The sequence below is a fragment of the Brevibacterium sp. JSBI002 genome (assembly GCF_026013965.1).
GTDB lineage: Bacteria > Actinomycetota > Actinomycetes > Actinomycetales > Brevibacteriaceae > Brevibacterium.
The window spans coordinates 184,216-204,699 of the sequence record NZ_CP110341.1 but is presented as its reverse complement, the minus strand read 5'-3'; the positions used below and the strand labels follow the sequence as shown (position 1 = coordinate 204,699).

Here is a 20,484-nt window from a genome sequence, read left to right as displayed (position 1 = left end):
ACCTGACGGCGGCCCAGCAACCTCGTGCGAGGTTGCTGGGCCGCCGTCAGGTAGCAATTAGGAGCGGGCGTTTGCCAGGTCCTCTCGGAAGGCTCGGCCTGCGGCTCCCAAGTCACCGGCAGACGTGATGAAGCGGAAGCCCTGTTCCTTGCGCAGCTTCGCCTCCTCACCGTCGCCGCAGTGGATTCCCGGAACCACCCCGGCGGCATCGGCGGCCGTGCGGATCCGCACCAGCGCCTCGGCGTGGGCCTCGTTGTGCTGCCCGGGCAGCGCACCGACGGCGAACGCGAGATCGGACGGACCGACGTACACCCCGTCGATTCCCGGCACGGCGCAGATGTCCTCGACCGCGGCCAAGCCATCCTCGTTCTCGATCATGACGAACAGCAGCGGCCGCTCATCCCGCGTGTCCTGCACGGCGCCGTGCATGATCTCGGCTGTCGGTCCCCACGAACGATCCCCGCCCCGCGAGGGATAGTCGAGCGCGGCCACCGCGGCCTGCGCCTCCTCGACCGAGGACACGAGCGGAACGATGATCGCCTCGACTCCAGCGTCGGCGAGCGCCCCGATCTCCGTGAATCTGTTCGCCGCAACCCGCGCGGTCACGAGCGCATCCCCGCTGGCGCGCACGGCGTCGGTCAGTCGCAGCACGTCGGTGGGCCGCACCAGCCCGTGCTGCAGGTCGAGGCAGACATAGTCGAATCCGGCCGCCGACCCGGCCTTCGCCAGCTCCGGACTCGTCGACATCATCCACAGTCCGTTGTAGATCTCCCCCGCACGCAGGCGGGCCCGATGATTCTCAATCGCAGCAGTCATGACTGCATCGAATCACGGAACCCGCCCGGCCACCAGAGGTGCCCGATATCCGGATGAACCTCACCGAGGCGGTCCACCGGTACGCATGAATCATCGTCCATTCGCCGAGGCGGCCCACCCGACCGTACTTGGGATCCTCCCGTACGAAACGTCGTCCTTCCTCGGCGAATGGACGATGCGGGCGAGCCCTCAGCCGTCCTCGAGAAGCATCACTCTGCCGAACTGTCTTCGAGGAGGGGGCCGATGACTCGGTGGCGAGCGATAACGAACGGGGCGCTGGACCCGACTTCGAGGAGTTCGAGGTCGAGGCGGCGCGGCAGCAGCGGCCGTCCCTTGCCGAGGACCACCGGCGCGGTCCAGGTGATGATCTCGTCAAGGAGTCCCTCGTCGGCGAACTGCCCGGCGAGGTCGCCGCCGCCCATCACCCACAGGTCACGGTCGCCGGTGGCGGTGCACATTTCGAAATAGTGGTCAGAGACCGATCCCTTGGCGAATCGGATATTGGGGGTCTTCCCGTCCGTCTCGGCTTCGGGCAGGGAGAGTTTCCGATGGGTCATCACCCAGGCGGGAACCTCGTAGGGCCACGGTCCGTCGAGGTTGCGCAGCACCCATTCGTACGTCGTCGCGCCCATGACGATTGCGCCGACTCCGTCGATGAACCCGTCATCCGGCGGCTCCTCGGTCTGGCGCAGCAGCCATTCGAGCGAGTCGTTCGGGTCCGCGATGAACCCGTCGAGCGTGGTCGCGGTGTAATAGACGGTACGTGCCACAGGCAGTCTCCTCCTTGATGCGTCTCTCTTTCATCCTATTGGTCCGACGCGCTCTTGCAGCAGTTCGGCGCCGGTTCCATCCGTTGACGGAACCGACGCCGATCACGCGGCGATTCGAGCCGACTGCTGTTCCCGCTTACCCCGCCGCAAGTACTACCAGCTTGGTGAAACTGCAGCAGCTCGGCGCAGGGACCAAGCTGTTGCAGGTTCACCAAGCTGAAGTGTGAGCCGAAGCCGGCCAGGCTGTGACGACCGAAGCCGGTCTCACACCTCCCCAGTCCGCAGCGCCTCGGCGATGTATTCGGCCTGCCGGATCGCGAGCGCCACGATCGTCAGTGTCGGGTTCGCGGCGGCGCCGGTGGTGAAGACCGATCCGTCGGAGATGAAGAGGTTCTTCACGTCGTGGGTCCGGCCCCATTTGTCGACGACTCCGTCTTCGGGACGTTCGCTCATTCGCGCGGTGCCGAGGTTGTGCGTCGACGGATAGGGCGGCGTGTGGTGGGAGGTCTGCGCTCCGACCGCCTCGTAGACTCTCTGACCTGCGGCGTAGGCGTGTTCGCGCATCGCCAGGTCATTGGCGTGATCATCGTAGTGGACGTTCGGCACGGGCAGACCGTTCGTGTCCTTGACCGTCGTATTCAGCGTCACCCGGTTGCTCTCCTGCGGCATGTCCTCGCCGACGATCCACATTCCCGCGGTGTTGAGATACCGGTCGAGCAGCGCCGCGAAGTCCGGTCCCCAGCCGCCGGGCTCGACGAAGGAGGCCATGAACGCCGGACCCAGCGAGATCGTCTCCATGTAGTAGCCGCCGGAGAATCCGCGGTCGGGGTCATGGATCGACTCATCGGCGATGACTCCGGCCATCGTCTCCCCGCGGTACATCCGCACGGGTTTGTCGAAGTGGCCCCACACGGTGCCGGTCAGGTGACGCATGTAGTTCCGCCCCACATGCCCGGACGAGTTAGCCAGCCCGTCGGGGAAGGACGGTGTCCCGGAGAGCAGAAGCAGCCTCGGCGTCTCGATCGAGTTGCCGGCCACGCACACGATCTTCGCGGCCTGCCGGTGGAGATTCCCATCCTTGTCGAGGTAGAGCACTGCGTCGGCCCGACCATTGGCATCGTGAGTGATCTGCACTGCCTGGGACTCTGGCCGCAGATCGAGCAGCCCGGTGTCCGCAGCCCGCGGCAGCTCTCTGACCAGGGTCGACCATTTGGATTTGTTCTTATCGCCCTGGAAGTTGAAGCCGTCCTGGATGGAGGCGGGGCGGCCGTCGTACTCTTCGGCGTTCGTGGCGTACGGGCCGGTGGCGTAGAACTTGTAGCCGACCTCCTTCGCCCCTCCCGCGAAGACCTTGTAGTTGTTGTTCGCCGGCAGCGGCTTCCGGCCGTGGACATGGGTCGAGCCCATCGCCTTCTCGGCCCGGTCGTAGTACGGGGCCAGCTCCTCGAGCGTGATCGGCCAGTCGAGGAGGTTGGCGCCGTCGATGCGGCCGTAGACGCTGCGGGCCTTGAACTCATGAGCCTTGAACCGCGGGGTCGCGCCCGACCAGTGGGTCGTCGTTCCGCCCACGGCCTTGACGATCCAGGCCGGCAGGTTCGGGAAGTCGCGGGCGATCCGCCACGATCCCGTCGTCGTCCTGGGGTCGAGCCAGGCCATCTGGTTGAAGGCCTCCCACTCGTTGTTGACGTAGTCCTCATTGCGCAGATACGGCCCGGCCTCGAGGACGACGACGGGGATGCCCTTCGCCGTGAGCTCGTACGCCAACGTTCCCCCGCCGGCGCCGGAGCCGACGATGACGACGGCCTCCTCGTCGGGGTCGATGCTGAAACCTGTCACGCTGCGACCTGCGTTCTGGTCCTGCCCTGCATTCTGATCCTGTGTCATCACTTCTTCACCTCACCCATCTCGGAGCTCTGCGGCGCGGGCTGATTGGTCGACTCGTCACCGGCAGCGCTGCCGCTGCGGACCGCCATAACCCCGTCGCCGAGCTCGGGCAGCGGCTCGTCGTCGGGGTAGACGATCCGCGGTTCGGGCAGCCAGTCGAGGTCGTCGAAGCCGCGGTTGATGTAACCGCCCTTGTCGAACGAGGGTCCTTCGTAGCCGAGCGTCTCCCACACCTCGACATCGTCGTAGAGGTTGAGCACGGCGGTGCGGCGGACGAAGCCGAAGAACTCGGTGGACTCGACCCGGCGCAGCACCTTGAGCGCGGAGTCGTCATCGAGTCCGCAGAAATCACCGTCGGAGAGCTGATCCAACGACAGCAGCCCTTGGATGAGGGCCACCCGGAACCAGGTCTCTTCGTCGGCGGCGATGAGGATCTTCTCCGCGGTGCGCATATACGGCCCATCAGGGAAGTCTGCATGCGGGAATGCCACGCGCAGCACTCGGATGAGGGTCTGCTTCGCCTCGTCCGTCATCTCCATCGCATTCAGCGATGGGTATTTTGCAGGGAATGCCATCGGATGCTCCTTTGCTCCACTCGGCAGGCCGCATCGACGCACGCCCGCCACTGTCCTGACATGAGCAATCTATGTGACCTGCGACACCATGGACTATCCTCATTCTCACCACATGAAAAAGTCGATCGCCGAGGCGATCGCACAGTCAGGAGACCGCGTGTCCAACAGTGCCGTGATCCAACGAACCCTCTCCGTCCTGGAGGCCGTCGCCGCTTCGGGCAGTGCTGCCGCGAAGACCGTGGCCTCCCGCCTCGAGATCCCGCTGCCGACCGTCTACCGGCTCCTCAACGAGCTCGCCTCGGCGGGGTATCTCGTCTACCTCAAGGACTCCAAACAGTTCGAGCTCGGTCCGAAGTGCTTCGAGCTCGGGCTGTCGTTCCAGCAGCGTCTCGTCGCCCCGCATCCGATTCGCCAGATCACCGATCAGCTGCACCGGGCTTCGGGGACGGCCGCGTACTTCGCGATCTACCGCGGCTCGGACATCATCCTCACCTACTGCTCCGACTGTGAGAAGCATCCGCGCCTGCGGCCCCTGCGCTTCGGCTTCCACGAGGCCGCGCACGCCACCGCTTTCGGCAAGATCCTCCTGGCCGCGATGCCCGAACCCCAGCGCACCGACTACCTCGAGGCGCGCGGAATGAAGGTGCTCACCCCGCAGACGATGATCAGCCGGGAGGCCCTCGACCCCCACCTTGCCGAGGTGGCCACCCGTGGAATCGCATGGGAGCACGAGGAGTTCCTGCCCCGTCAGACCTGCGCGGCCGTACCGGTGCGCAATGGCACGGGAATGCAGGTCGGCGCGATGGCGATCAGCACTCCCTCGTCGAAGATGGCGGGTCGGGCAAAGGAGGTCGAAACGACCCTGCGCGAGCATGCGGGCCTGGCGTCGAGCTACCTGCGCGGCGGGTCGGTCACCGTCCCCGTCGCCGGACACGTTTGAGCCGCGGACTCCCGACGGAGGCCATATTATTCCCCGCAGCCGGACACGTTGAACCCCCAGCTTTATCGCCACATGAGAAGAGCCGTGTCCTCCGGCTGCCGACTCTGCTGAGAATGATCGTGCTCGCTCACAGTTGAGAACTCAAGGAGGAGAAATGGGCACGAGCAACAGCGTCGCAGTGGTGACGGGGTCGGCACAGGGAATCGGTCAGGGCATCGCCCAGCGGCTCGGTGCCGATGGCCATCATGTCATCGTCGCGGACCTGCCGAGCATGCAGGATGGGGTGGCGGAGACCATCAAAACGATCGAAAGTGCAGGTGGGAGGGCCACCGGCGCCGAGGTGAACGTCACGGACGAGGATTCACTGAGCCGCCTCGTCGAGGTTGCCGTCGATGCGGGAGGAAAACTCGACGTCTTCGTCGCGAACGCCGGAATCGCTCAGGTCGAGCCGCTCATCGACTATTCGAAGGCCGACTTCGAGAAGATCGTCGACGTCAATCTCACCGGCGTCTTCCTGTCGTATCAGGCTGCGGCGAAGCAGATGATCGAGCAGGGCAACGGCGGCAAGATCATCGGCGCCGCCTCGATCGTCGCGTTCCGTCCCTTCGCGCTGCTGTCACCGTATTCGGCGACGAAATGGGCGGTGCGCGGACTGACCCAGGGCGCCGCGATGGAGTGGGCCAAGCACGGCATCACCGTCAACGCCTACGGGCCCGGCATCGTCGGCACCGCGATGTGGGATCTCATCGATGAGAAACTCGCCGCCGAGGAGGGGTTGGCGAAAGGTGAGGCGATCAAGAAATATGCTGGTGACATCCTCATGGGCCGGGTGTCCGTGCCCGAGGACGTCGCGAACCTCGTGTCGTTCCTCGCCAGCGAGGACTCCGATTACATCACCGGACAGACCATGCTCGTCGACGGCGGAATGCAGTTCTCGTAACGTTGTCGCTGAGAGCAGAAACCGACACCGCCACACCCACAACTCTACCCGAGAGAACAACCACAGAGAGAAGGAAGAAGACATGATCTTCATCGTCGTAAAGTTCCCCGTCAAGCCCGAACTGGCTGACCAGTGGCCCGAGATCACCCGCGAATTCACCGAGGCGACCCGGGCCGAACCCGGCAACAAATGGTTCGAATGGTCGCGCAGCCTCGATGACCCGAACGAGTACGTCCTCGTCGAGGCCTTCGATGACGACGCCGCCGAGGCTCATGTGAAGTCCGACCATTTCCAGGCCGCGACCGCTGACGGCGGTCCGATGCACAGCGCGCTCACCGCGACTCCGAAGATCATCTCACGTCAGATCGACGGCGATGACTGGGACGCCATGGGAGAGTTGCAGATCGACTGATCCCTCATCGAGGCGGCCGTCCCCGATCGGGACGACCTCATTCGCCGAGACAGCCGCACGGGTCCGCTGATGCGTTCAGCGGGCCCGCGCCACGTTCCTGGCACCGGCTAACTCACCAGCTTGGTGAACCTGCAATAGCTCGGCCCCTGCACTGAGCCGCTGCAGGTTCATCAAGCTGAAGGCTCACCTCTGCGGCAGGTATGCCTTTTGAGACTCGACCCATTCGTCGAGCACGCTCGCGCGGTCATCGAATTCTGCGGTCGGGAACGCCAGACCTTTCGTGGGCACACTGGCGCCGAGTTCGACGAGCAGCGGACGCAGGGTCGTCTCCACCGCGAGCGTGTGCGCCGGGGACCCGATCGTGAAGACCGGGATCGCGGTAAGCCCATGCAGACCGCCAGCGTCGTACCGGTCGAGGAAGGATTTGAGCAGTCCGGTGTAGCTGGCCTTGTAGGTCGGGGTGGCGATTACGGCGAAGTCGGCGGTGGCCAGACGCTCGGTGAGTGTGTTGAGGCGGTCGGACTTCCACTCGAAGATCTGGTCGGTCACCTCGGCGAGTTCGATGGTCTCATCGATCTCGGATCCGGTCACCTCGGCGATCTTGGCGGCGAGGTCCTCGGCCACCTGACGGGTGCGCGAGTTGGGGCTCGGGTTGCCGACGACGACGGCGATGCGTGTGGTCATAGGGGGTCCTCTCCTCGAGTGTTCACCGGGTCATTGCGCCCAGACACCCACACTAGAAGCGGTCAGCCGCTGCGAAAGCGCTGTCGTTCATCTGGCGTCATCGCAGCGATGCTCGGGATCGCACACATGGTTCCCCGAATCTGCGGGAACAGATTGTCGTTTCACGGCGCGAAAATCTACATTCTGCTCCCGCAGAATCGGACCGATCCTGCTCCGGCGAACTACCTGCTACCTGCCGCCACCGCCAGCTTTCTGCTCCAGGTGATACCGAATCTTCCGCTCAAGCTCCGCCCTGCTCATCTGGCTCGTCACCCTCAGCACCTCCCAGCCCTCGTGCCGCAGAGCCTCGTCTCTGGTGATGTCACTTGCCCATTGTGATTTGGACAGCAGGTGGTGTTCACCTTCGTATTCGAGCGCCAACTTCACGTGGGGATAGCCCAAATCCGGCTCGACTGTGCGGTTGAGCAGACGACAGTAGACCCGTGGATGGACCACAGGTTCCGGCAGTCCACGGCTCAGTGCCCACAGTCGAAGGTTCGTCTCCTGCGGCGAGTCAACGTCTTCCCTGATCAGTGACAGTGCTGATTCGACCTGCGCTCGCTGTCTCAGGTAATTCCGCTGTGTGCTCTTCGTCCTCAGGAACTCGAGGCTGCACAGCGGCGGCCCGTGCCACCCGCCGACGATCGCATCACCGAGGGCAACGAGCTCGTCACGGGTCAGCTCGGCGCTGAGATCGAGGAAGACCCCGACCGGCGAATGCATCGGCAGCTCAAGCCAGTACCCGGCTTCCTCACGCGCGTGGCGGCGTACGGTCATCCCCTTCCGCGCCACCTTTCTGCCCGGGTCGAAAGTGACCAGGTGCAGGTGCTCATCGATGAGTCTGTGCGGCAGTGGCAAACCGAACAGTCGCGCTGCCGTGGCGCCTCCTGCGACGATCCTGGGAACGACCATGGTCATCGCCCTGAGCCGAAGGCTCTCCTCCATCCACTTCTCGTCGGCCCAGCTCGGAGTCGGATGCTCGACACATCTCACCTCATCCCGGCGGATGCCCGCCGTGACGGCACTGAACCGCGGGTCATACCGCAGATGATGCCGGCTGATCCCCCGTTCCTCGGCCTCTCCGGTTCTGAAGAGTGACGGATAGCTGCGATGCTCGATGAGGAGGTCCATGACCAGTAGGAGAGTCGGATACGCTCCTGACCGCAAGGCACCCAGTTCCACCCTGTGGACGCCGCTGACGTCTCCACAGGACGCCGACACGCGAGTCCGGATCCGTGCACAGCTCTTCGACGCGCGAGTGACGCCACCTTCCCTTCCCGCCAGAACCGGGCCTTCAGGCAGACCCTCCGGGATTTCCCGGGAGAAGAATGTAGAGATTCCGAGCTGAAACCGACATTCTTTTCCCGCCGATGCCCAGGCCTCCACCGGAAATGCTTGCTCTACCCACAGGCATCAGCGCTTGAGTGGGCACTCGCACCCTCCGGCAGGAGGGAACAGCCCTACTCCCCCGCCTGCTTCCGCGCGCCCAGTGCCAACCGGGCGATATCGCGCAGCACCTCGAGTTCCTCACTGCCGTCGAGCAGCGCCCGCAGCTCTACGGCGGCCCGGCTGAGCAGGCCGCGATAGGCCCCGGCGACGTTGTCCGGTTCCCGGGTCAGTGGGTAGGACACACAGAGGGCGAATACGATCGCACCGACGGTGAAGGCCACACTCGCCGAGGCGGTCCCGGCCACCCGGGCCTGCTTCGTTGCGTAGAACTCCGCCGGATTTCCCGGCCCGCACAGCGCCAGGGCAGCCGAGCCGCCGTCGACGAGCGGGAGCACCGCCCCGACTCCGCGCGAGACTCGCAGCTCATGATCGGCTTCGACGTTGCGAACGCACACACGATCCTCTCCCACCCGGACCCACAGCTGCACGGATTCCCCGGTCATCGTCCGCAGATGATCGAGCACCGAGTTCGTCGTGGCGATACTGCGCCGGCCCGGGAAGGGACCCAACCGCAGCAGCCCCGAGGAATCCCGGACGATGAACTTGTGCGCCCGCAGATCGGTCAGCAGCCGGTAGGTCGTCGACTTCGAATACCCGAGCCGGCGGCACACCTCCGCAGCTGTCATCGGCGAGTCCTGGAGGACTTCGAGGATGGCCGCACTGCGGTCGATGACTCCGATCTCCGCCGGCACCTGGTCAGAACTCTTCATTCCCACTCCTCACGACACCGTCACATCGGCGAGCAGCTTTCGCCGGGACACCCACCACCGGAAGATGATCGGTCCGATGATGCCGAGCACCATGAGGATGATGATCGACAGCGACACCGGCCTGGTGACCAGGGGTGCGAACGATCCGCCGGAGATCTGCAGCATGCGCCGGAAGTTGTCCTCGAGCAGCGGCACGAGCACGAGCGCCAGGATCGCCGGAGCCAAGGGGATGCCGCCCTTCTCCATGAGATAGCCGATGACGCCGAAGATGCCGAGCATCATCAGCCCGAACAGGCTGAATTCGATGGCATAGGCGCCGATGACTACGAGCACGAGGATGGAGGAGAAGAGGATCTCCTTCGGCATCTTCAGCAGCTTCACGAACACCCCGACCAGCGGCAGGTTGAGGATGATGAGCGCGATATTGCCGATGTACATACTCGCGATGATCGTCCAGATCAGACCGGTGTCGTCCCGGAAGATCAGCGGTCCCGGCTGCAGGCCGTACATCGTGAACACGAAGAGCAGCAGCGCCGTCGTCGCCGAACCCGGGATGCCGAGGCTGAACAGCGGAATCATCGCACCACCGACACCGGCATTGTTCGCCGCTTCCGGACCGGCCACGCCCTCGATGGCTCCGTGACCGAATTCGTCCTTCCGCTTCGAGATCCGCTTCTCCATGATGTAGGACATGAACGAGGCCAGCGACGGACCGACTCCTGGCAGGATGCCGATGATGAAGCCGACCACGGAACCGCGGGCCCACGGGCCGGCCGACCGCTGCCAGTCTTCCTTCGTCATCCATTTGTCGTTTCCGAAGCTCTGGATCTCATCCTTGGCCCCACGTCCGAGCGCGAGATTGCGGATCGCCTCGGGGATGGCGAAGAGCGCCATCGCGAAGATCGTGAAGTCGATCCCGTCGGAGAGCAGATCCATGCCGAAGGTCTGCCGGGGCAGTCCGGTCTGGAAGTCGAGTCCGATGAGGCCGACGGCCAGGCCGATGAAGATCGAGATGAGCGCCTTGGCCCGCGAACCCGCCGACATCGTCGACGCGAGCAGCAGGGCCGTGGCCATGAGCAGGAAGTATTCGGTGGCGCCGAAGACGTTCGCGAGCTTGACGAGGACGGGTGAGAGGAACGTCAGTCCGATGATCGCCAGGGTGCCGGCGAGGAATGATCCGATCGCCGCGGTCGCCAGGGCCGCCTTGCCCCGACCGCGGCGGGCCATTTCGTAGCCTTCGATCGCGGTCACCGCGCTGGCGACCTCACCAGGGGTCTTGATGAGCGTGGCGGTGATCGAGCCGCCGTACATCGACCCGTAGTAGATTCCGCACAGCAGGATGAGGCCGTGCACCGGCTCCATCCCGAAGGAGACCGGGATGAGGATCGCGATCGCGGAGATCGGTCCGATTCCCGGCAGCACTCCGACGACGGTGCCCAGCAGCACGCCGAGGAGGGCGAAGGCGAGGCTGACCGGTTCGAGCGCCGAGGCGAAGCCGCCGCCCAGATCGATGAGAGTGTCCATGTCCGCCCCCCTAACCCAGGATCCCGACGGGCAGGTACACGGCGAGTCCGTAGACGAACGCCGCGTAGACCACGACCGCGAAGATCACGGAGAAGATGAGGTTACGGATCCACTTCTCCGGCGCGTAGATGCTGGTCAGCCCCATGAGGAACGCCGCCGTCGAGAGGAGGAACCCGACCGGGATGAGGATCGCCAGATAGACGAAGAAGAGCGCGAACTGGAACACGACCTTGCGCACCTGCGGCTCCGGTGGGGCCTCGAGGACGATCCCGCCGACCGCTTCGACCGTGCCTGCCGTCTCCAGTGACGATTCCCCCGCCGAGGCGGCGCTGCGGTCCGTGTCTCCGCTCACCGAGGCGGTCCCGCCGCCCGCGCCGGAGCCGGGCACGGACCCCGTGCCCGGCTCAGCGGACCCTGCGGACGCGGGAGCCGCCTCGGCGAGGGTGTCCTTCCGGTGCCGGAGGACGGCCTGACCTGCCAGGAAGAGGCCGAGCACGATGAGTCCGATCCCGACGATGGCGGGGAAGGTGCGCGGGGTGACGATGTTCGCGGTCTCCTGGATGGAGAACGTCGCGATGTAGTACACCGCGCCGATGACGGCGATGGCGCCGCCGGTGATGAGGTCGGTGCGGTTGGCGGTCATTTGCTGTTGCCCAGATCGGTTTCCTTCACGCCTTCTTCCACTGTCTTCGCAGCGTCATCGACGTAGGCCTGTGCTTCGTCGCCGGTGTGGAATTCGGTGGCCCACTGGTTGTTCTTCAGGGTCTCCTGCCAGGCGTCGGACTTGCTCACGTCTTCGAGCGCCTTGGCCCAGAAGTCGACGGCTTCCTGCGGCATCTCGGCGGGTCCGTAGACTCCGCGCCAGTTGCCCAGGGTCACGTCGTAGCCGGAGTCCTTCGCGGTGGGCACCTTGTCGAAGGGTGCTGCCAGCGGTTCCTGGGCGAAAGTGACGAGCGGTTCGATGTCACCGGCTTCGATGACGGAGCGGAATTCGCTCATGCCGGCAATGGCGACTTTCGCGTCCCCGTTGAGCATGGCGGTCGTCTGCTCGCCGCCGCCGTCGTAGTTGACGAAGTTGATGTCGGCCGGGTCGACGCCGGCTTCCTTCGCAAACAGGGCGAACGGCAGGGTGTCGTCTCCGGCGGCTGCGACGGTGACCTTCTGCGGGTCGTCCTTGAGCGCCTTGACCAGGGCGTCGAGATCCTTGAAGTCCCCGTCCTTCGGCGTCACGACCATGAAGTCCTCGACGTAGAGGGTGGCGATGAGCGTCGTGTCTTCGGGACCGAATTCGCAGAGGTTGCGCGCCTTCATCGTCTGGCTGGCCAGGGAGGTGATGGCGATCTGATCGTCCTTGCCCTTCTCCTGCTGCATCATCGACGTCAGCCACGAACAGCCGGTGCCGCCGGGTTTGTTCTGCACGGGCAGAGGCGTGGAGACGATGTCTTCCTTCTGCAGCGCCTCGACCAGCGCCCGTGCCGTGGTGTCCCAGCCGGATCCGGGTTCGGCCGGGGCGGTGACCGTGACCGGTCCCTTCGGATAGTCCCCGCCCTCGCCCGGGGGCTGCGCCTTGTTTCCGCAGGCGGTGGCGACGAGGGCGACCGTGGCGAGCACGGCTCCGATCTTCGCCGCGCGCTTGCGAGTGCTCGTCGACCCCTCCTTCGCCGAGGCGGCCGTCCGTGTGCGTGTGATCGTCGTTGATCGCATGAGCTGTCCCCTTGTGTGTTCGGTTCTCGATATTTGGTGGTGTATTGGTGGGTATGGTGCTGGTGGTGCCGCTGACTGAGTTGTCAGTCCAGGCGGTTCTCGTCGGGCTGGGGCCCATCGACCGGTGGGCCCGTCGGCACTGCCGGACCGTCTCGGTAATGGCTGTTGTGACGGCCGGGTTCGGGCACGTCGCTGCGCAGCCCGAGCCGGTTCCCGTCGAAGGTCAGCGGCAGCAGCGGCACATCGACGCTTGCTCCTGTCGGCAGCCCGGTGTGGGCGAGCGCCCCGGAGGCGACGAGGTGCGGGTCAGCCGTGAGGTCGGCGGGTGTGTTGACGGGAGCGACAGGGAGTCCGCGGCGGGTGCATTTCTCTTCGATCTCGGCCAGGCCCAGTTGGGACAGCGCCTGTTGGAGTTCTGCGTGGATGCGGTCGCGTTGGTCGACTCGGCCTTGGTTGGTCAGCATGTCCGGGTCGGCGGCGAGCCCCGTCAATCCGAATTCGTCGCAGAGGTCGCGCCATTGCCCGTCGGAGACGGCCGCGACGAAGACCTGGTTGTCGTCGGCGTCGCGGAAGATGTCGTAGACGGCCCAGGTGGCCTGACGGGTCGGCATCGGCCGCGGTGGTTCGCCGCTGATCTGGGACTGTGCCATGTGTGTGCCGACGAGGAAGGCGTTGTTCTCGAACAGTGCGGAGTTGATGAGTTTTCCGCGGCCGGTGGTTTCGCGCACGCGCAGTGCCGACTGGATGCCGATGACGCCGAACATTCCGCCCATGATGTCGTTGACGCTGGCTCCGGCGCGCAGCGGCTGGCCGGGTGGACCGGTCATATACGCCAATCCCCCGAGCATCTGGACGACCTCGTCGAGGGCGGCGCGGTTCCCGTAGGGGCCGGAGAGGAATCCCTTGAGTGAGCAGTAGATGAGTCCGGGGTTGCGGGCAGAGAGCTCTTCGTATCCGAAGCCGATCGAGTCCATCTTCCCGACGCGGAAGTTCTCGAGCAGGACATCGGCGGAATCGATGAGGTCGAGGACGCGGTCGCGGTCGGCCGCCTCGGCGATATCGAGTTGGACGCTGTGCTTGTTGCGGTTGAACGCGGGGAACAGCCCGGATCCGGACCCGGGCAGGTAGCGGGTCTTGTCGCCGGCCCCGCGGGGTTCGACCTTGATGACCTCGGCGCCGAGGTCGGCGAGGATCATCCCGCAGCTGGGACCCATGACCATGTGGGAGAACTCGATGACGCGGATGCCTTCGAGCGGCAGCGGTTCGGGAGTCGTTGCCTGGGTCTGTTCGGCGGTCATATGGGAAGTCATTTCAGACCTTCGCCGAGGCGGCCGCGAACCGGTCGTCGAAGACCGCGGGGGTCGCGGGGATGTCCGACAGGCTCGAAGTCAGGTCGTGTCCGACGGCGGCGATGAGAGGTTCGCGCACCTCGGTGAGCGCTTCGACGTCGACGCCGGTGGCCACGCCTTCGCGGTGGAAGAGGTGGACGAGGTCGTCGGTGCCGATGTTGCCGGCAGCCCCCGGGGCGAAGGGGCAGCCGCCGAGTCCGCCCATGGCCGCGTCGAAGTTCGCGATCCCCAGATCGAGGGCGGCGATGACGTTGGCCATGCCGAAGTTGTAGGTGTCGTGGAGGTGGAGGTTGACCGGTTTGTCCGGGAACGCGTCGAGAACCGCCGAGGTGTTGCGGCGGACCAGCGATGGGTTGGCGTTGCCGATGGTGTCGGCCACCCCGACGCCGTGGGCTCCGGCGTCGACAAAGGGACGGAGGACCTCGACGAGGTGGCCCGCCTCGGTGATTCCGTCGAAGGGGCAGATGAAGCTCACGGCGGTCGTGATATCGAAGCGCAGTCCCTGGTCACGGGCGAAGACTGCGGCGTCCATGAGGCGGTCCGAGGCCTCGGCGATGGAGGCATCAGAGTTCGCTTTCGAGTGTCCTTCGGAGGCCGAGAGCACGAGTTTGATGTTCTTCGCGCCCGCGTCGACGGCCCGCTGGGCGCCCTTGAGGTTGAAGACGAGGGTGTAGAACTCGACCCCGTCGGCCTCGTGTGGTGCCAGACGGCGCAGCAGTTCGTCGGTGTCGGCCATCTGCGGGACCTTCTTCGGATTGACGAAGGAGCCGACCTCGATGTGTTTGAGCCCCGAGCCGATGAGCTTCTCGGCCAGGGTGACCTTGATATCGGTGGGCACGATGGCTTCTTCGATCTGCAGACCGTCGCGCAGAGTGGTGTCGAGGATGTCGACGGACGTGGGCCGGACCATGGGACTCCTTCAAGCAGGCTCCCGGTGAACGGGAAACGATTCGTCGTCGCGCGACCATGCGCGACTCCACTCTCGTTATATAACGCGCTCAGTCCAGTGGACAGGCTTTGTTCGGCATATGAGAGGTCGGGGAGAATTGCCTGTGTTCAGTCCCGTCTATCGGGAAGCCTGCTTCTTCGGGCGGTATGTCTGGATCGCATGCCCTGCTTCGAGTTCGCTGCGGTCGACGAGTTCCAGGTCGACGACGTCACTCAGTCCTGCGAAGAGGTAGGGTCCGTGGCCGGCGATGCAGGGGTGGACGACGAATTCGAACTCATCGATGAGACCGAGTTCGGCCAGAGCCAGCGGCAGCGTCACTCCCCCTGTCGCGAGTCCCGTCACCGACTGTTCCTTGAGCTCGCGGACGGCGGTGGCGAGGTCGCCGCGGATGAGTTCGGAGTTCCAGTCGACGCTGTCCAGGGTGCTCGAGACGACGAATTTGCGGGCCGGGTCGATGGCCGCGACGAAAGGGTCGAGATCCGCTTCCGGGGTCGTGTCACCCTCGGGTCGGCGCCACGCGTCTTCCATCATCTGGTAGGTGATGCGGCCGAAGATCAGCCCGTCGGCACGCTTGAGATTGTTCGCATGGTGAAGGTGGAAGTCGTCGCTGATGACGCCGACGCGATGGTCGCAGCAGCCGTCGACGGTGACGTTGATCGAGTACCTCAGCTCGCCCATGGCATAAGGATAGACTTGGGCGGTCCCCGCCGGAAGAGGTCTTCGGAGACAGCCGTGGCGTGGCGTTCAGTCCTCGGCGCCGTCGTCGTCCGCGTCCGGAGATGCATTCTGCTCCGATGCCAGTCCCAACCAGGACAGCACTTCGTCGGTGTTCTCGCCCAGATCGGGACCGAGGTGGTCGATCGCGATCGATTCGCCGCCGATGACAGGGGTGATGCCGGGGAAGGCGACGTCTTCGAGGACTTCTTCGCCGGTGGACACGTCGAGGTTCTGGATCATCCCGCGAGCGGCCAGCTGCTCATCGGCGACGAGATCCTCGGCCGTGTAGATGGGTCCGGCCGGAACGCCCGCTTCCTCCAGGGCCTCGACGACGTCGTCGACCGAACGCTGCGCGCACCACGCCCCGATCGCCTCGTCGAGTTCGTCGCGTCGCTGCCAACGGCCGGCATTCGTCTGCAGTTCGGCATCCTCGGCGAGATCGGGACGATCGATCGCCGTCATCAGCCGCGGGAAGATTCCATCCCCGTTGCCGGCGATGACCACGGATTTCCCTCCCGCGCACAGGTAGCCGTTCGAGGGCGCGATGCCCTCCATCCGGCCGCCGGTGCGGGTGCGGACCTCGCCGAATGCGGAGTAGTCGGGGACGAGGGATTCCATGACGGAGAACATCGCCTCGTTGAGCGCGACGTCGACGGTCCGCTCCGACAGCGGACCCTTGCCTTCGAAGCTGTGCGCGGATCCGACGACCGCCTCGGCGGCTCCGGCGATCTTCTGCCGCTGTCGGTCGAAGAGCATCATCACGGCACCGAACGCCGCCTGCATGCCGGCGATCGAATCGCCGATCGAGATGCCCACGCGCACGGGTGGGCGGTCGGGGTCGCCGACGAGTTCGCGGAAGCCCGAGTATCCTTCGGCCACGGCGGCGAATCCGGGGCGCGACGACATCGGTCCGGTCTGGCCGAAGGCGGAGATGCGCACGAAGACGAGGTCGGGGTTGGCCTCTTCGAGCGCGTCGGGGCCGAGTCCCCACTTCTCGAGGGTGCCGGGGCGGAAGTTCTCGAGCAGGATGTCGCTGCGGCGGACGAGTTCGAGCACGGCCTCACGGCCCTCGTCGCTGCGCAGGTCGAGCACGACCGACTTCTTGTTGCGGTTGATCGTGCGGTAGAGCATCGAGGTGTCGCCGGCTTTGAGCCGCCAGTTGCGCAGTTCGTCGCCGGTGCCGGGGCGTTCGACCTTGATCACCTCGGCGCCGAAGTCCGCGAGCATCCGCCCGGCGGTGGGTGCGGCGATGTAATTGCCGAGTTCGAGGACTCGCACACCGGAAAGGGGAAGTCGGTGCGTGCTCATGACGATGCTCCTAGTTGTGCGTGGTTCGGTTCTCCCATGGTGCCAGGTGTCGGTGCGTTCGGCGCGGATATCCGCCGTCCGGGAGTTCGGAAGGTCCACCTCGCCGAGGCGGTGCTCAGCTGTTCCGCAGCGTGACCTACGCGCGTTGACCGATGGATTCAGTCGGAATCTCAGCCTTCGACCGACCGACCCCGGCACGCACGGCTTCGCAGACCGCAACGACGAGGATGTTGACGCCGAGGCCGATGATGCCTTCGCTGATCGCCCACGGCAACGGCAGCCAGAACGTGTAGGCGATGACGACGATCAGTCCCGCCGCGAGACCGGCGATGATCGAGCGAACACTGAGACGACCGCGGAAGAAGAGAGCCGCGGCGATCGCCGGAGCGAGCTGGTCGAGGCCGGAGAAAGTCAGCAGCAGGAGGTTCGCCAGCAGGTCGGGCATGACGATGGCCAGCAGCAGCGACAGGGCAGTGGCGACGACGACGATGATCTGAGTCGCAGTGAACTGATGCCGTTCGGATCTGATCCGGAAGACATTGCGTGAAGCCAGGGTCGAGATGCCGATGAGCAGCGCGGCCGAGGGCACCATCGCCGTGGTGATTCCGGCGACGGCGAGGACTCCGATCACCCAATCGGGGAACATCTGTCCGGACAGGTGGAGCAGAGCCGAGTCGGCATCGGTGTTCCGACCGAGGATGACGACGGCCACGTAGCCGACGATGAGCGGCAGGACGATGAAGGTGTTGTAGATCGGCAGCCACAGGTAGTTCTGACGCAGCACCGCGGAGCTGCGGGCTGCGAGGATCGGCGGCCACATGTGCGGAAGAGTCACGAAGGCCACGCCGATGGCGCTGATCGCCATGTTCGAGATGTACCAGGGGATGCCGTATTCCTCTGTGCCGTGGACGCTCAGGAGGTCGGGCATGGTGGCAGCGACGGTGTCAAAGACGTTCGTGAATCCGCCGGTGAAATGGATGGGGATCGAGATGCATACGACGAAGAGCATGACGAGCATGAGCGCGTCTTTGAAGTACGCGGTCGTGGCCACCCCTCGCAGACCCGACCACAGGACGAAGGCGACGACGAGGATGAAAGCGATGACCATTGACCACACGCCCGTCGTTCGGTTGCCGGTGACGAGTTGGACGATGAGGCCGAGTCCGGTGATCTGCAGCTGCAGGTAGGGCAGCAGAAAGATGACTCCGCAGATGCCTGCGATGACTCCGAGGGTGCGCGAGGAGTAGCTGTGTTCGAGGAAGTCGGCCTGTGTCAGGTGTCCGCGTGCTTTGGCCATGCGCCAGATCTTCGGGCCGATGAAGTAGAGGACCAGGTAGCCGAGGGGCACGTAGGGCATCGAGTAGAAGGCGGCGGCGCCTCCCGAGACCACGAGCCCGGCGGTACCGAGGAAGGTGAAGGTGGTGAAGGTTTCGCCGGCCTGAAGCAGCCAGGTCGTGGCCACGCCGAAGCGTCGGCCGCCGACGGTCCACTCGGAGAGGTCGGCATTGGGCTTCTTGCGTCCGATGAAACCGAGGATCGCGACGAGGACGATTCCGCCGAGGGTGACGATCTCGATAGTGCTCATCTCAGCCCTCCCGACCGTTGTCGCGGTGTGCCTGCACTTCCGGTCGGTCTCCGACTTTGGCCGATTCGAGCCTCTCGGCTTCTTCGAGGGCAAGGTCGTCGAGGTGGCCCTGCCGTTCGAGATCGGGGCGGGTCTTCTCGATGATCAGGAGGATGCCGGTGACGAGGAGGCTGCCGGGCACACAGGTCCACCACAAGATGGTCGGCAGCCCGAGAAACAGATGTGGGCCGTTGAGAATCGGCAGCCATTGGAGGACGAAGGCGGCGATCACCGGAATGAGACAGAGAACTGCCCAGACCGTGACGCGACCTTTCGTCACCCGTCGTGTGTCGGAATCGGGTGTACTCATTGTGCCTCCCGCACTCGTTCGGCCGGTCTGCTCGGCCGGCGGTCCGACCACCATGGTCACGACCACGTCCATCTTCTCTCCACAATCGGTGCTGGACGGTGACGAAATGCCGCTGACAGCAAAGTCGCATTGAAAAGCTGCCTTGGCTGAACATCAGCTGCGGCTTGAGTGAACTTCGTGCAACATTCCTTGAACTCTATTGTCAGCCAGGCTCTGGGTACCGAAGACTGGCAATCGAGTCGCAGACAGCGATGATTCGTCACCGAATGAGGAGTTGGACATGGAATCGAACGATTTCGCAGGCAACAACGACAGCGGTCAGAACGACTTCGGCAATGTGCAGCAGAGCGGTCCCGAGGGACAGCAGAGTGGCTTCGGCGATCAGGGTGGCCAGCAGGGCCAGTCGGGCCAGCAAGAGCAGGGCGACTTCAGCGGCGGCCAGGATCAGTCCGGCGGATTCGCTGGAGATGACCGTGAGCAGGGTGGCCAGCCCAGCGGTCAGGAACAGGACGGACCCGGCGGCGATGATCGCGGCCAGCAGGCTCAGGGCGGTCAGAACGACGGCGGGTTCGGCGGAGACGACCGTGGCCAGCAGTCCCAGGAAGGACAGCAGTCCGGCGGCTTCGGCGGAGCCAACGACCGCGAACAGGGCGGCCAGCAGGGTCAGTCGGGTCAGCAGGAGCAGGGTGGCTTCGGCAGCCAGGACCAGGGCCAGGGTGGCTTCGGTGGCGAGCAGGGCGGCTTCGACGAGAACCGCTGATCTCAGCCCTCACCTGATCCGGCGTCATCGTTGAGACGCCGATCCGCAAACACAAGCGGCGCACCAGTCATCGGTGCGCCGCTTCGTGCATTCACTCCGTGACGGTCACGATCTGTCGGTGTCGGCCGAGGCCCTCGAGCTCGATTTCGACGACGTCGCCGTCGACCAGGTACGGGTACTGCCCCGACAGCGCGACGCCCTGCGGTGTGCCGGTGAGGATGACGTCGCCCGGTTCGAAGGCCATCGCCTGGCTGAGCTGGAAGATGATCTCGCCGACGGAGAAGATGAGGTCACTCGTCGACGAATCCTGCCTGGCTTCGCCGTTGACCCAGCTGCGCAGGCGCAGGTTGCCGGGGTCCACCTCGGCGGCGGGGCGGATCCACGGCCCGATCGGGGTGAACCCGGGCAGATTCTTTCCTTTCGACCACTGGCCCCCGGACTCCTCGATCTGCAGTCGGCGTTCGGACAGATCGTTGCCGAGCACGTACCCGGCGACGTGATTGAGTCCTTCCTCCGCCGAGGCGGCCCTGAAGGTCCGTAATCCGATGACCACTCCGAGTTCGACCTCCCAATCAGCTTTCGTCGCATACGGCGGCAGTTCGATCGGATCTTTGGGCCCGGCGATGGTCGAGGGCATCTTGAAGAAGATGACGGGTCGCTCGGGAGGTTCGGCTCCGGCCTCACGAGCGTGCGCTGCATAGTTCATACCCACGCACACGATGGCAGAAGGTCGGGTCAGCGGCGCGCCGATGCGCATCTCATCAGCACCATCGAGCGGCTTGAGTTCCCCAGCGTCAAGCGCGCTTCGGACGCGTCCGACGCCGTCGGCGGCGAAGAAGTCCGGGTCGATGTCATCGAACAGCGGGCGGAGGTCGAAGCAGGCTCCGTCGTGGCGGACTGCCGGAATCTCGTGTCCGATCGGTCCCAGTCGCAGCAGTTCCATGCGGTTCCTCTCTACTAACTCTCGGCCACGTCGTTGTGACCTTTCGTCAGGCTAGCGAGACTCCCTCCGCTAATTTG

Annotated in this window: 21 protein-coding genes; 4 read left to right on the top strand and 17 right to left on the bottom strand. The window is 65.0% G+C overall.

Annotated features, from left to right (window positions below; all coding sequences use genetic code 11):
• Window positions 1-57: 57 nt before the first annotated feature.
• The 4 genes from LJ362_RS00905 to LJ362_RS00890 all read right to left on the bottom strand — a co-directional run bounded on the left by LJ362_RS00905 (window position 58) and on the right by LJ362_RS00890 (window position 4,045).
• Window positions 58-816 (bottom strand): HpcH/HpaI aldolase family protein, encoded by a 759-nt coding sequence (locus LJ362_RS00905; protein ID WP_264800308.1) that lies wholly within the window; start codon window positions 814-816, stop codon window positions 58-60.
• A 209-nt stretch (window positions 817-1,025) separates the two neighbouring features.
• Window positions 1,026-1,586 carry a dihydrofolate reductase family protein gene (locus tag LJ362_RS00900; RefSeq protein WP_264800307.1) on the bottom strand — a complete coding sequence of 187 codons (561 nt, stop codon included), beginning with the start codon at window positions 1,584-1,586 and terminating at the stop codon, window positions 1,026-1,028.
• A gap of 264 nt (window positions 1,587-1,850) precedes the next feature.
• Window positions 1,851-3,470: a GMC family oxidoreductase gene (locus LJ362_RS00895; RefSeq protein ID WP_264800306.1), complete on the bottom strand. Its 1,620-nt coding sequence runs from the start codon at window positions 3,468-3,470 to the stop codon at window positions 1,851-1,853.
• Window positions 3,470-4,045: a hypothetical protein gene (locus LJ362_RS00890; protein ID WP_264800305.1), complete on the bottom strand. Its 576-nt coding sequence runs from the start codon at window positions 4,043-4,045 to the stop codon at window positions 3,470-3,472. The genes LJ362_RS00895 and LJ362_RS00890 overlap by 1 nt, the downstream gene beginning before the upstream one ends.
• Window positions 4,046-4,157: 112 nt before the next feature.
• On the opposite strand from LJ362_RS00890, the gene LJ362_RS00885 reads away from it, so the two are divergent.
• The 3 genes from LJ362_RS00885 (at window position 4,158) to LJ362_RS00875 (ending at window position 6,337) form a co-directional block, all read left to right on the top strand.
• Window positions 4,158-4,985, top strand: a complete 828-nt coding sequence (locus tag LJ362_RS00885) for an IclR family transcriptional regulator (RefSeq protein WP_264800304.1) — start codon at window positions 4,158-4,160, stop codon at window positions 4,983-4,985.
• A 154-nt stretch (window positions 4,986-5,139) separates the two neighbouring features.
• Window positions 5,140-5,925, top strand: a complete 786-nt coding sequence (locus LJ362_RS00880; protein ID WP_264800302.1) for an SDR family oxidoreductase — start codon at window positions 5,140-5,142, stop codon at window positions 5,923-5,925.
• Window positions 5,926-6,007: 82 nt separating this feature from the next.
• Entirely contained in the window at window positions 6,008-6,337 is a 330-nt protein-coding gene (locus LJ362_RS00875) for a putative quinol monooxygenase (protein WP_264800300.1), read from the top strand.
• A 183-nt stretch (window positions 6,338-6,520) separates the two neighbouring features.
• On the opposite strand, the gene LJ362_RS00870 is transcribed toward LJ362_RS00875, so the two are convergent.
• From LJ362_RS00870 to LJ362_RS00815, 12 genes are all read right to left on the bottom strand, one after another.
• Entirely contained in the window at window positions 6,521-7,021 is a 501-nt protein-coding gene (locus LJ362_RS00870) for an NADPH-dependent FMN reductase (RefSeq protein ID WP_264800299.1), read from the bottom strand.
• 228 nt (window positions 7,022-7,249) lie between these two features.
• Window positions 7,250-8,191, bottom strand: a complete 942-nt coding sequence (locus LJ362_RS00865; protein WP_264800298.1) for a hypothetical protein — start codon at window positions 8,189-8,191, stop codon at window positions 7,250-7,252.
• Window positions 8,192-8,520: 329 nt separating this feature from the next.
• Window positions 8,521-9,219 carry a helix-turn-helix domain-containing protein gene (locus tag LJ362_RS00860; protein ID WP_264800297.1) on the bottom strand — a complete coding sequence of 233 codons (699 nt, stop codon included), beginning with the start codon at window positions 9,217-9,219 and terminating at the stop codon, window positions 8,521-8,523.
• A 9-nt stretch (window positions 9,220-9,228) separates the two neighbouring features.
• Window positions 9,229-10,743, bottom strand: coding sequence for a tripartite tricarboxylate transporter permease (locus tag LJ362_RS00855; protein ID WP_264800296.1), 1,515 nt, complete (start codon window positions 10,741-10,743; stop codon window positions 9,229-9,231).
• A gap of 10 nt (window positions 10,744-10,753) precedes the next feature.
• Entirely contained in the window at window positions 10,754-11,386 is a 633-nt protein-coding gene (locus tag LJ362_RS00850) for a tripartite tricarboxylate transporter TctB family protein (protein WP_264800295.1), read from the bottom strand.
• The gene (locus LJ362_RS00845; RefSeq protein ID WP_264800294.1) at window positions 11,383-12,447 is read right to left on the bottom strand and encodes a Bug family tripartite tricarboxylate transporter substrate binding protein; all 1,065 of its coding nucleotides are present in this window, start codon (window positions 12,445-12,447) and stop codon (window positions 11,383-11,385) included. The genes LJ362_RS00850 and LJ362_RS00845 overlap by 4 nt, the downstream gene beginning before the upstream one ends.
• An 83-nt stretch (window positions 12,448-12,530) precedes the next feature.
• The gene (locus LJ362_RS00840) at window positions 12,531-13,745 is read right to left on the bottom strand and encodes a CaiB/BaiF CoA transferase family protein (protein ID WP_264800293.1); all 1,215 of its coding nucleotides are present in this window, start codon (window positions 13,743-13,745) and stop codon (window positions 12,531-12,533) included.
• A gap of 13 nt (window positions 13,746-13,758) precedes the next feature.
• Window positions 13,759-14,706, bottom strand: coding sequence for a hydroxymethylglutaryl-CoA lyase (locus tag LJ362_RS00835; protein ID WP_264800292.1), 948 nt, complete (start codon window positions 14,704-14,706; stop codon window positions 13,759-13,761).
• Window positions 14,707-14,862: 156 nt separating this feature from the next.
• Window positions 14,863-15,423: a dihydrofolate reductase family protein gene (locus LJ362_RS00830; protein ID WP_264800291.1), complete on the bottom strand. Its 561-nt coding sequence runs from the start codon at window positions 15,421-15,423 to the stop codon at window positions 14,863-14,865.
• 66 nt (window positions 15,424-15,489) lie between these two features.
• Complete coding sequence (locus LJ362_RS00825) at window positions 15,490-16,770, bottom strand: CaiB/BaiF CoA transferase family protein (RefSeq protein ID WP_264800290.1); 1,281 nt, start codon at window positions 16,768-16,770, stop codon at window positions 15,490-15,492.
• Between the two features lie 136 nt (window positions 16,771-16,906).
• Window positions 16,907-18,355 (bottom strand): sodium:solute symporter family protein, encoded by a 1,449-nt coding sequence (locus LJ362_RS00820; protein WP_180345551.1) that lies wholly within the window; start codon window positions 18,353-18,355, stop codon window positions 16,907-16,909.
• Between the two features lies 1 nt (window position 18,356).
• Window positions 18,357-18,704, bottom strand: a complete 348-nt coding sequence (locus tag LJ362_RS00815) for a hypothetical protein (protein ID WP_264800289.1) — start codon at window positions 18,702-18,704, stop codon at window positions 18,357-18,359.
• Window positions 18,705-18,984: 280 nt separating this feature from the next.
• Between LJ362_RS00815 and LJ362_RS00810 the strand changes: the two genes are divergently transcribed.
• Complete coding sequence (locus tag LJ362_RS00810; RefSeq protein WP_264800288.1) at window positions 18,985-19,464, top strand: hypothetical protein; 480 nt, start codon at window positions 18,985-18,987, stop codon at window positions 19,462-19,464.
• 91 nt (window positions 19,465-19,555) lie between these two features.
• Here LJ362_RS00810 and LJ362_RS00805 read toward each other — a convergent pair whose 3' ends face one another.
• Entirely contained in the window at window positions 19,556-20,407 is an 852-nt protein-coding gene (locus LJ362_RS00805) for a fumarylacetoacetate hydrolase family protein (protein WP_264800287.1), read from the bottom strand.
• Window positions 20,408-20,484 lie beyond the last annotated feature (77 nt).

What these genes read in the sequence shown, in the direction of transcription:
- LJ362_RS00880 (WP_264800302.1), top strand. Translation starts at nt 5,140, where the DNA reads ATGGGCACGAGCAACAGCGTCGCAGTGGTGACGGGGTCGGCACAGGGA.
- LJ362_RS00860 (WP_264800297.1), bottom strand. Translation starts at nt 9,219, where the DNA reads ATGAAGAGTTCTGACCAGGTGCCGGCGGAGATCGGAGTCATCGACCGC.
- LJ362_RS00820 (WP_180345551.1), bottom strand. Translation starts at nt 18,355, where the DNA reads ATGAGCACTATCGAGATCGTCACCCTCGGCGGAATCGTCCTCGTCGCG.
- LJ362_RS00810 (WP_264800288.1), top strand. Translation starts at nt 18,985, where the DNA reads ATGGAATCGAACGATTTCGCAGGCAACAACGACAGCGGTCAGAACGAC.
- LJ362_RS00885 (WP_264800304.1), top strand. Translation starts at nt 4,158, where the DNA reads ATGAAAAAGTCGATCGCCGAGGCGATCGCACAGTCAGGAGACCGCGTG.
- LJ362_RS00865 (WP_264800298.1), bottom strand. Translation starts at nt 8,191, where the DNA reads ATGGACCTCCTCATCGAGCATCGCAGCTATCCGTCACTCTTCAGAACC.
- LJ362_RS00840 (WP_264800293.1), bottom strand. Translation starts at nt 13,745, where the DNA reads ATGACCGCCGAACAGACCCAGGCAACGACTCCCGAACCGCTGCCGCTC.
- LJ362_RS00905 (WP_264800308.1), bottom strand. Translation starts at nt 816, where the DNA reads ATGACTGCTGCGATTGAGAATCATCGGGCCCGCCTGCGTGCGGGGGAG.
- LJ362_RS00875 (WP_264800300.1), top strand. Translation starts at nt 6,008, where the DNA reads ATGATCTTCATCGTCGTAAAGTTCCCCGTCAAGCCCGAACTGGCTGAC.
- LJ362_RS00835 (WP_264800292.1), bottom strand. Translation starts at nt 14,706, where the DNA reads ATGGTCCGGCCCACGTCCGTCGACATCCTCGACACCACTCTGCGCGAC.
- LJ362_RS00845 (WP_264800294.1), bottom strand. Translation starts at nt 12,447, where the DNA reads ATGCGATCAACGACGATCACACGCACACGGACGGCCGCCTCGGCGAAG.
- LJ362_RS00850 (WP_264800295.1), bottom strand. Translation starts at nt 11,386, where the DNA reads ATGACCGCCAACCGCACCGACCTCATCACCGGCGGCGCCATCGCCGTC.
- LJ362_RS00870 (WP_264800299.1), bottom strand. Translation starts at nt 7,021, where the DNA reads ATGACCACACGCATCGCCGTCGTCGTCGGCAACCCGAGCCCCAACTCG.
- LJ362_RS00830 (WP_264800291.1), bottom strand. Translation starts at nt 15,423, where the DNA reads ATGGGCGAGCTGAGGTACTCGATCAACGTCACCGTCGACGGCTGCTGC.
- LJ362_RS00890 (WP_264800305.1), bottom strand. Translation starts at nt 4,045, where the DNA reads ATGGCATTCCCTGCAAAATACCCATCGCTGAATGCGATGGAGATGACG.
- LJ362_RS00825 (WP_264800290.1), bottom strand. Translation starts at nt 16,770, where the DNA reads ATGAGCACGCACCGACTTCCCCTTTCCGGTGTGCGAGTCCTCGAACTC.
- LJ362_RS00855 (WP_264800296.1), bottom strand. Translation starts at nt 10,743, where the DNA reads ATGGACACTCTCATCGATCTGGGCGGCGGCTTCGCCTCGGCGCTCGAA.
- LJ362_RS00805 (WP_264800287.1), bottom strand. Translation starts at nt 20,407, where the DNA reads ATGGAACTGCTGCGACTGGGACCGATCGGACACGAGATTCCGGCAGTC.
- LJ362_RS00815 (WP_264800289.1), bottom strand. Translation starts at nt 18,704, where the DNA reads ATGAGTACACCCGATTCCGACACACGACGGGTGACGAAAGGTCGCGTC.
- LJ362_RS00895 (WP_264800306.1), bottom strand. Translation starts at nt 3,470, where the DNA reads ATGACACAGGATCAGAATGCAGGGCAGGACCAGAACGCAGGTCGCAGC.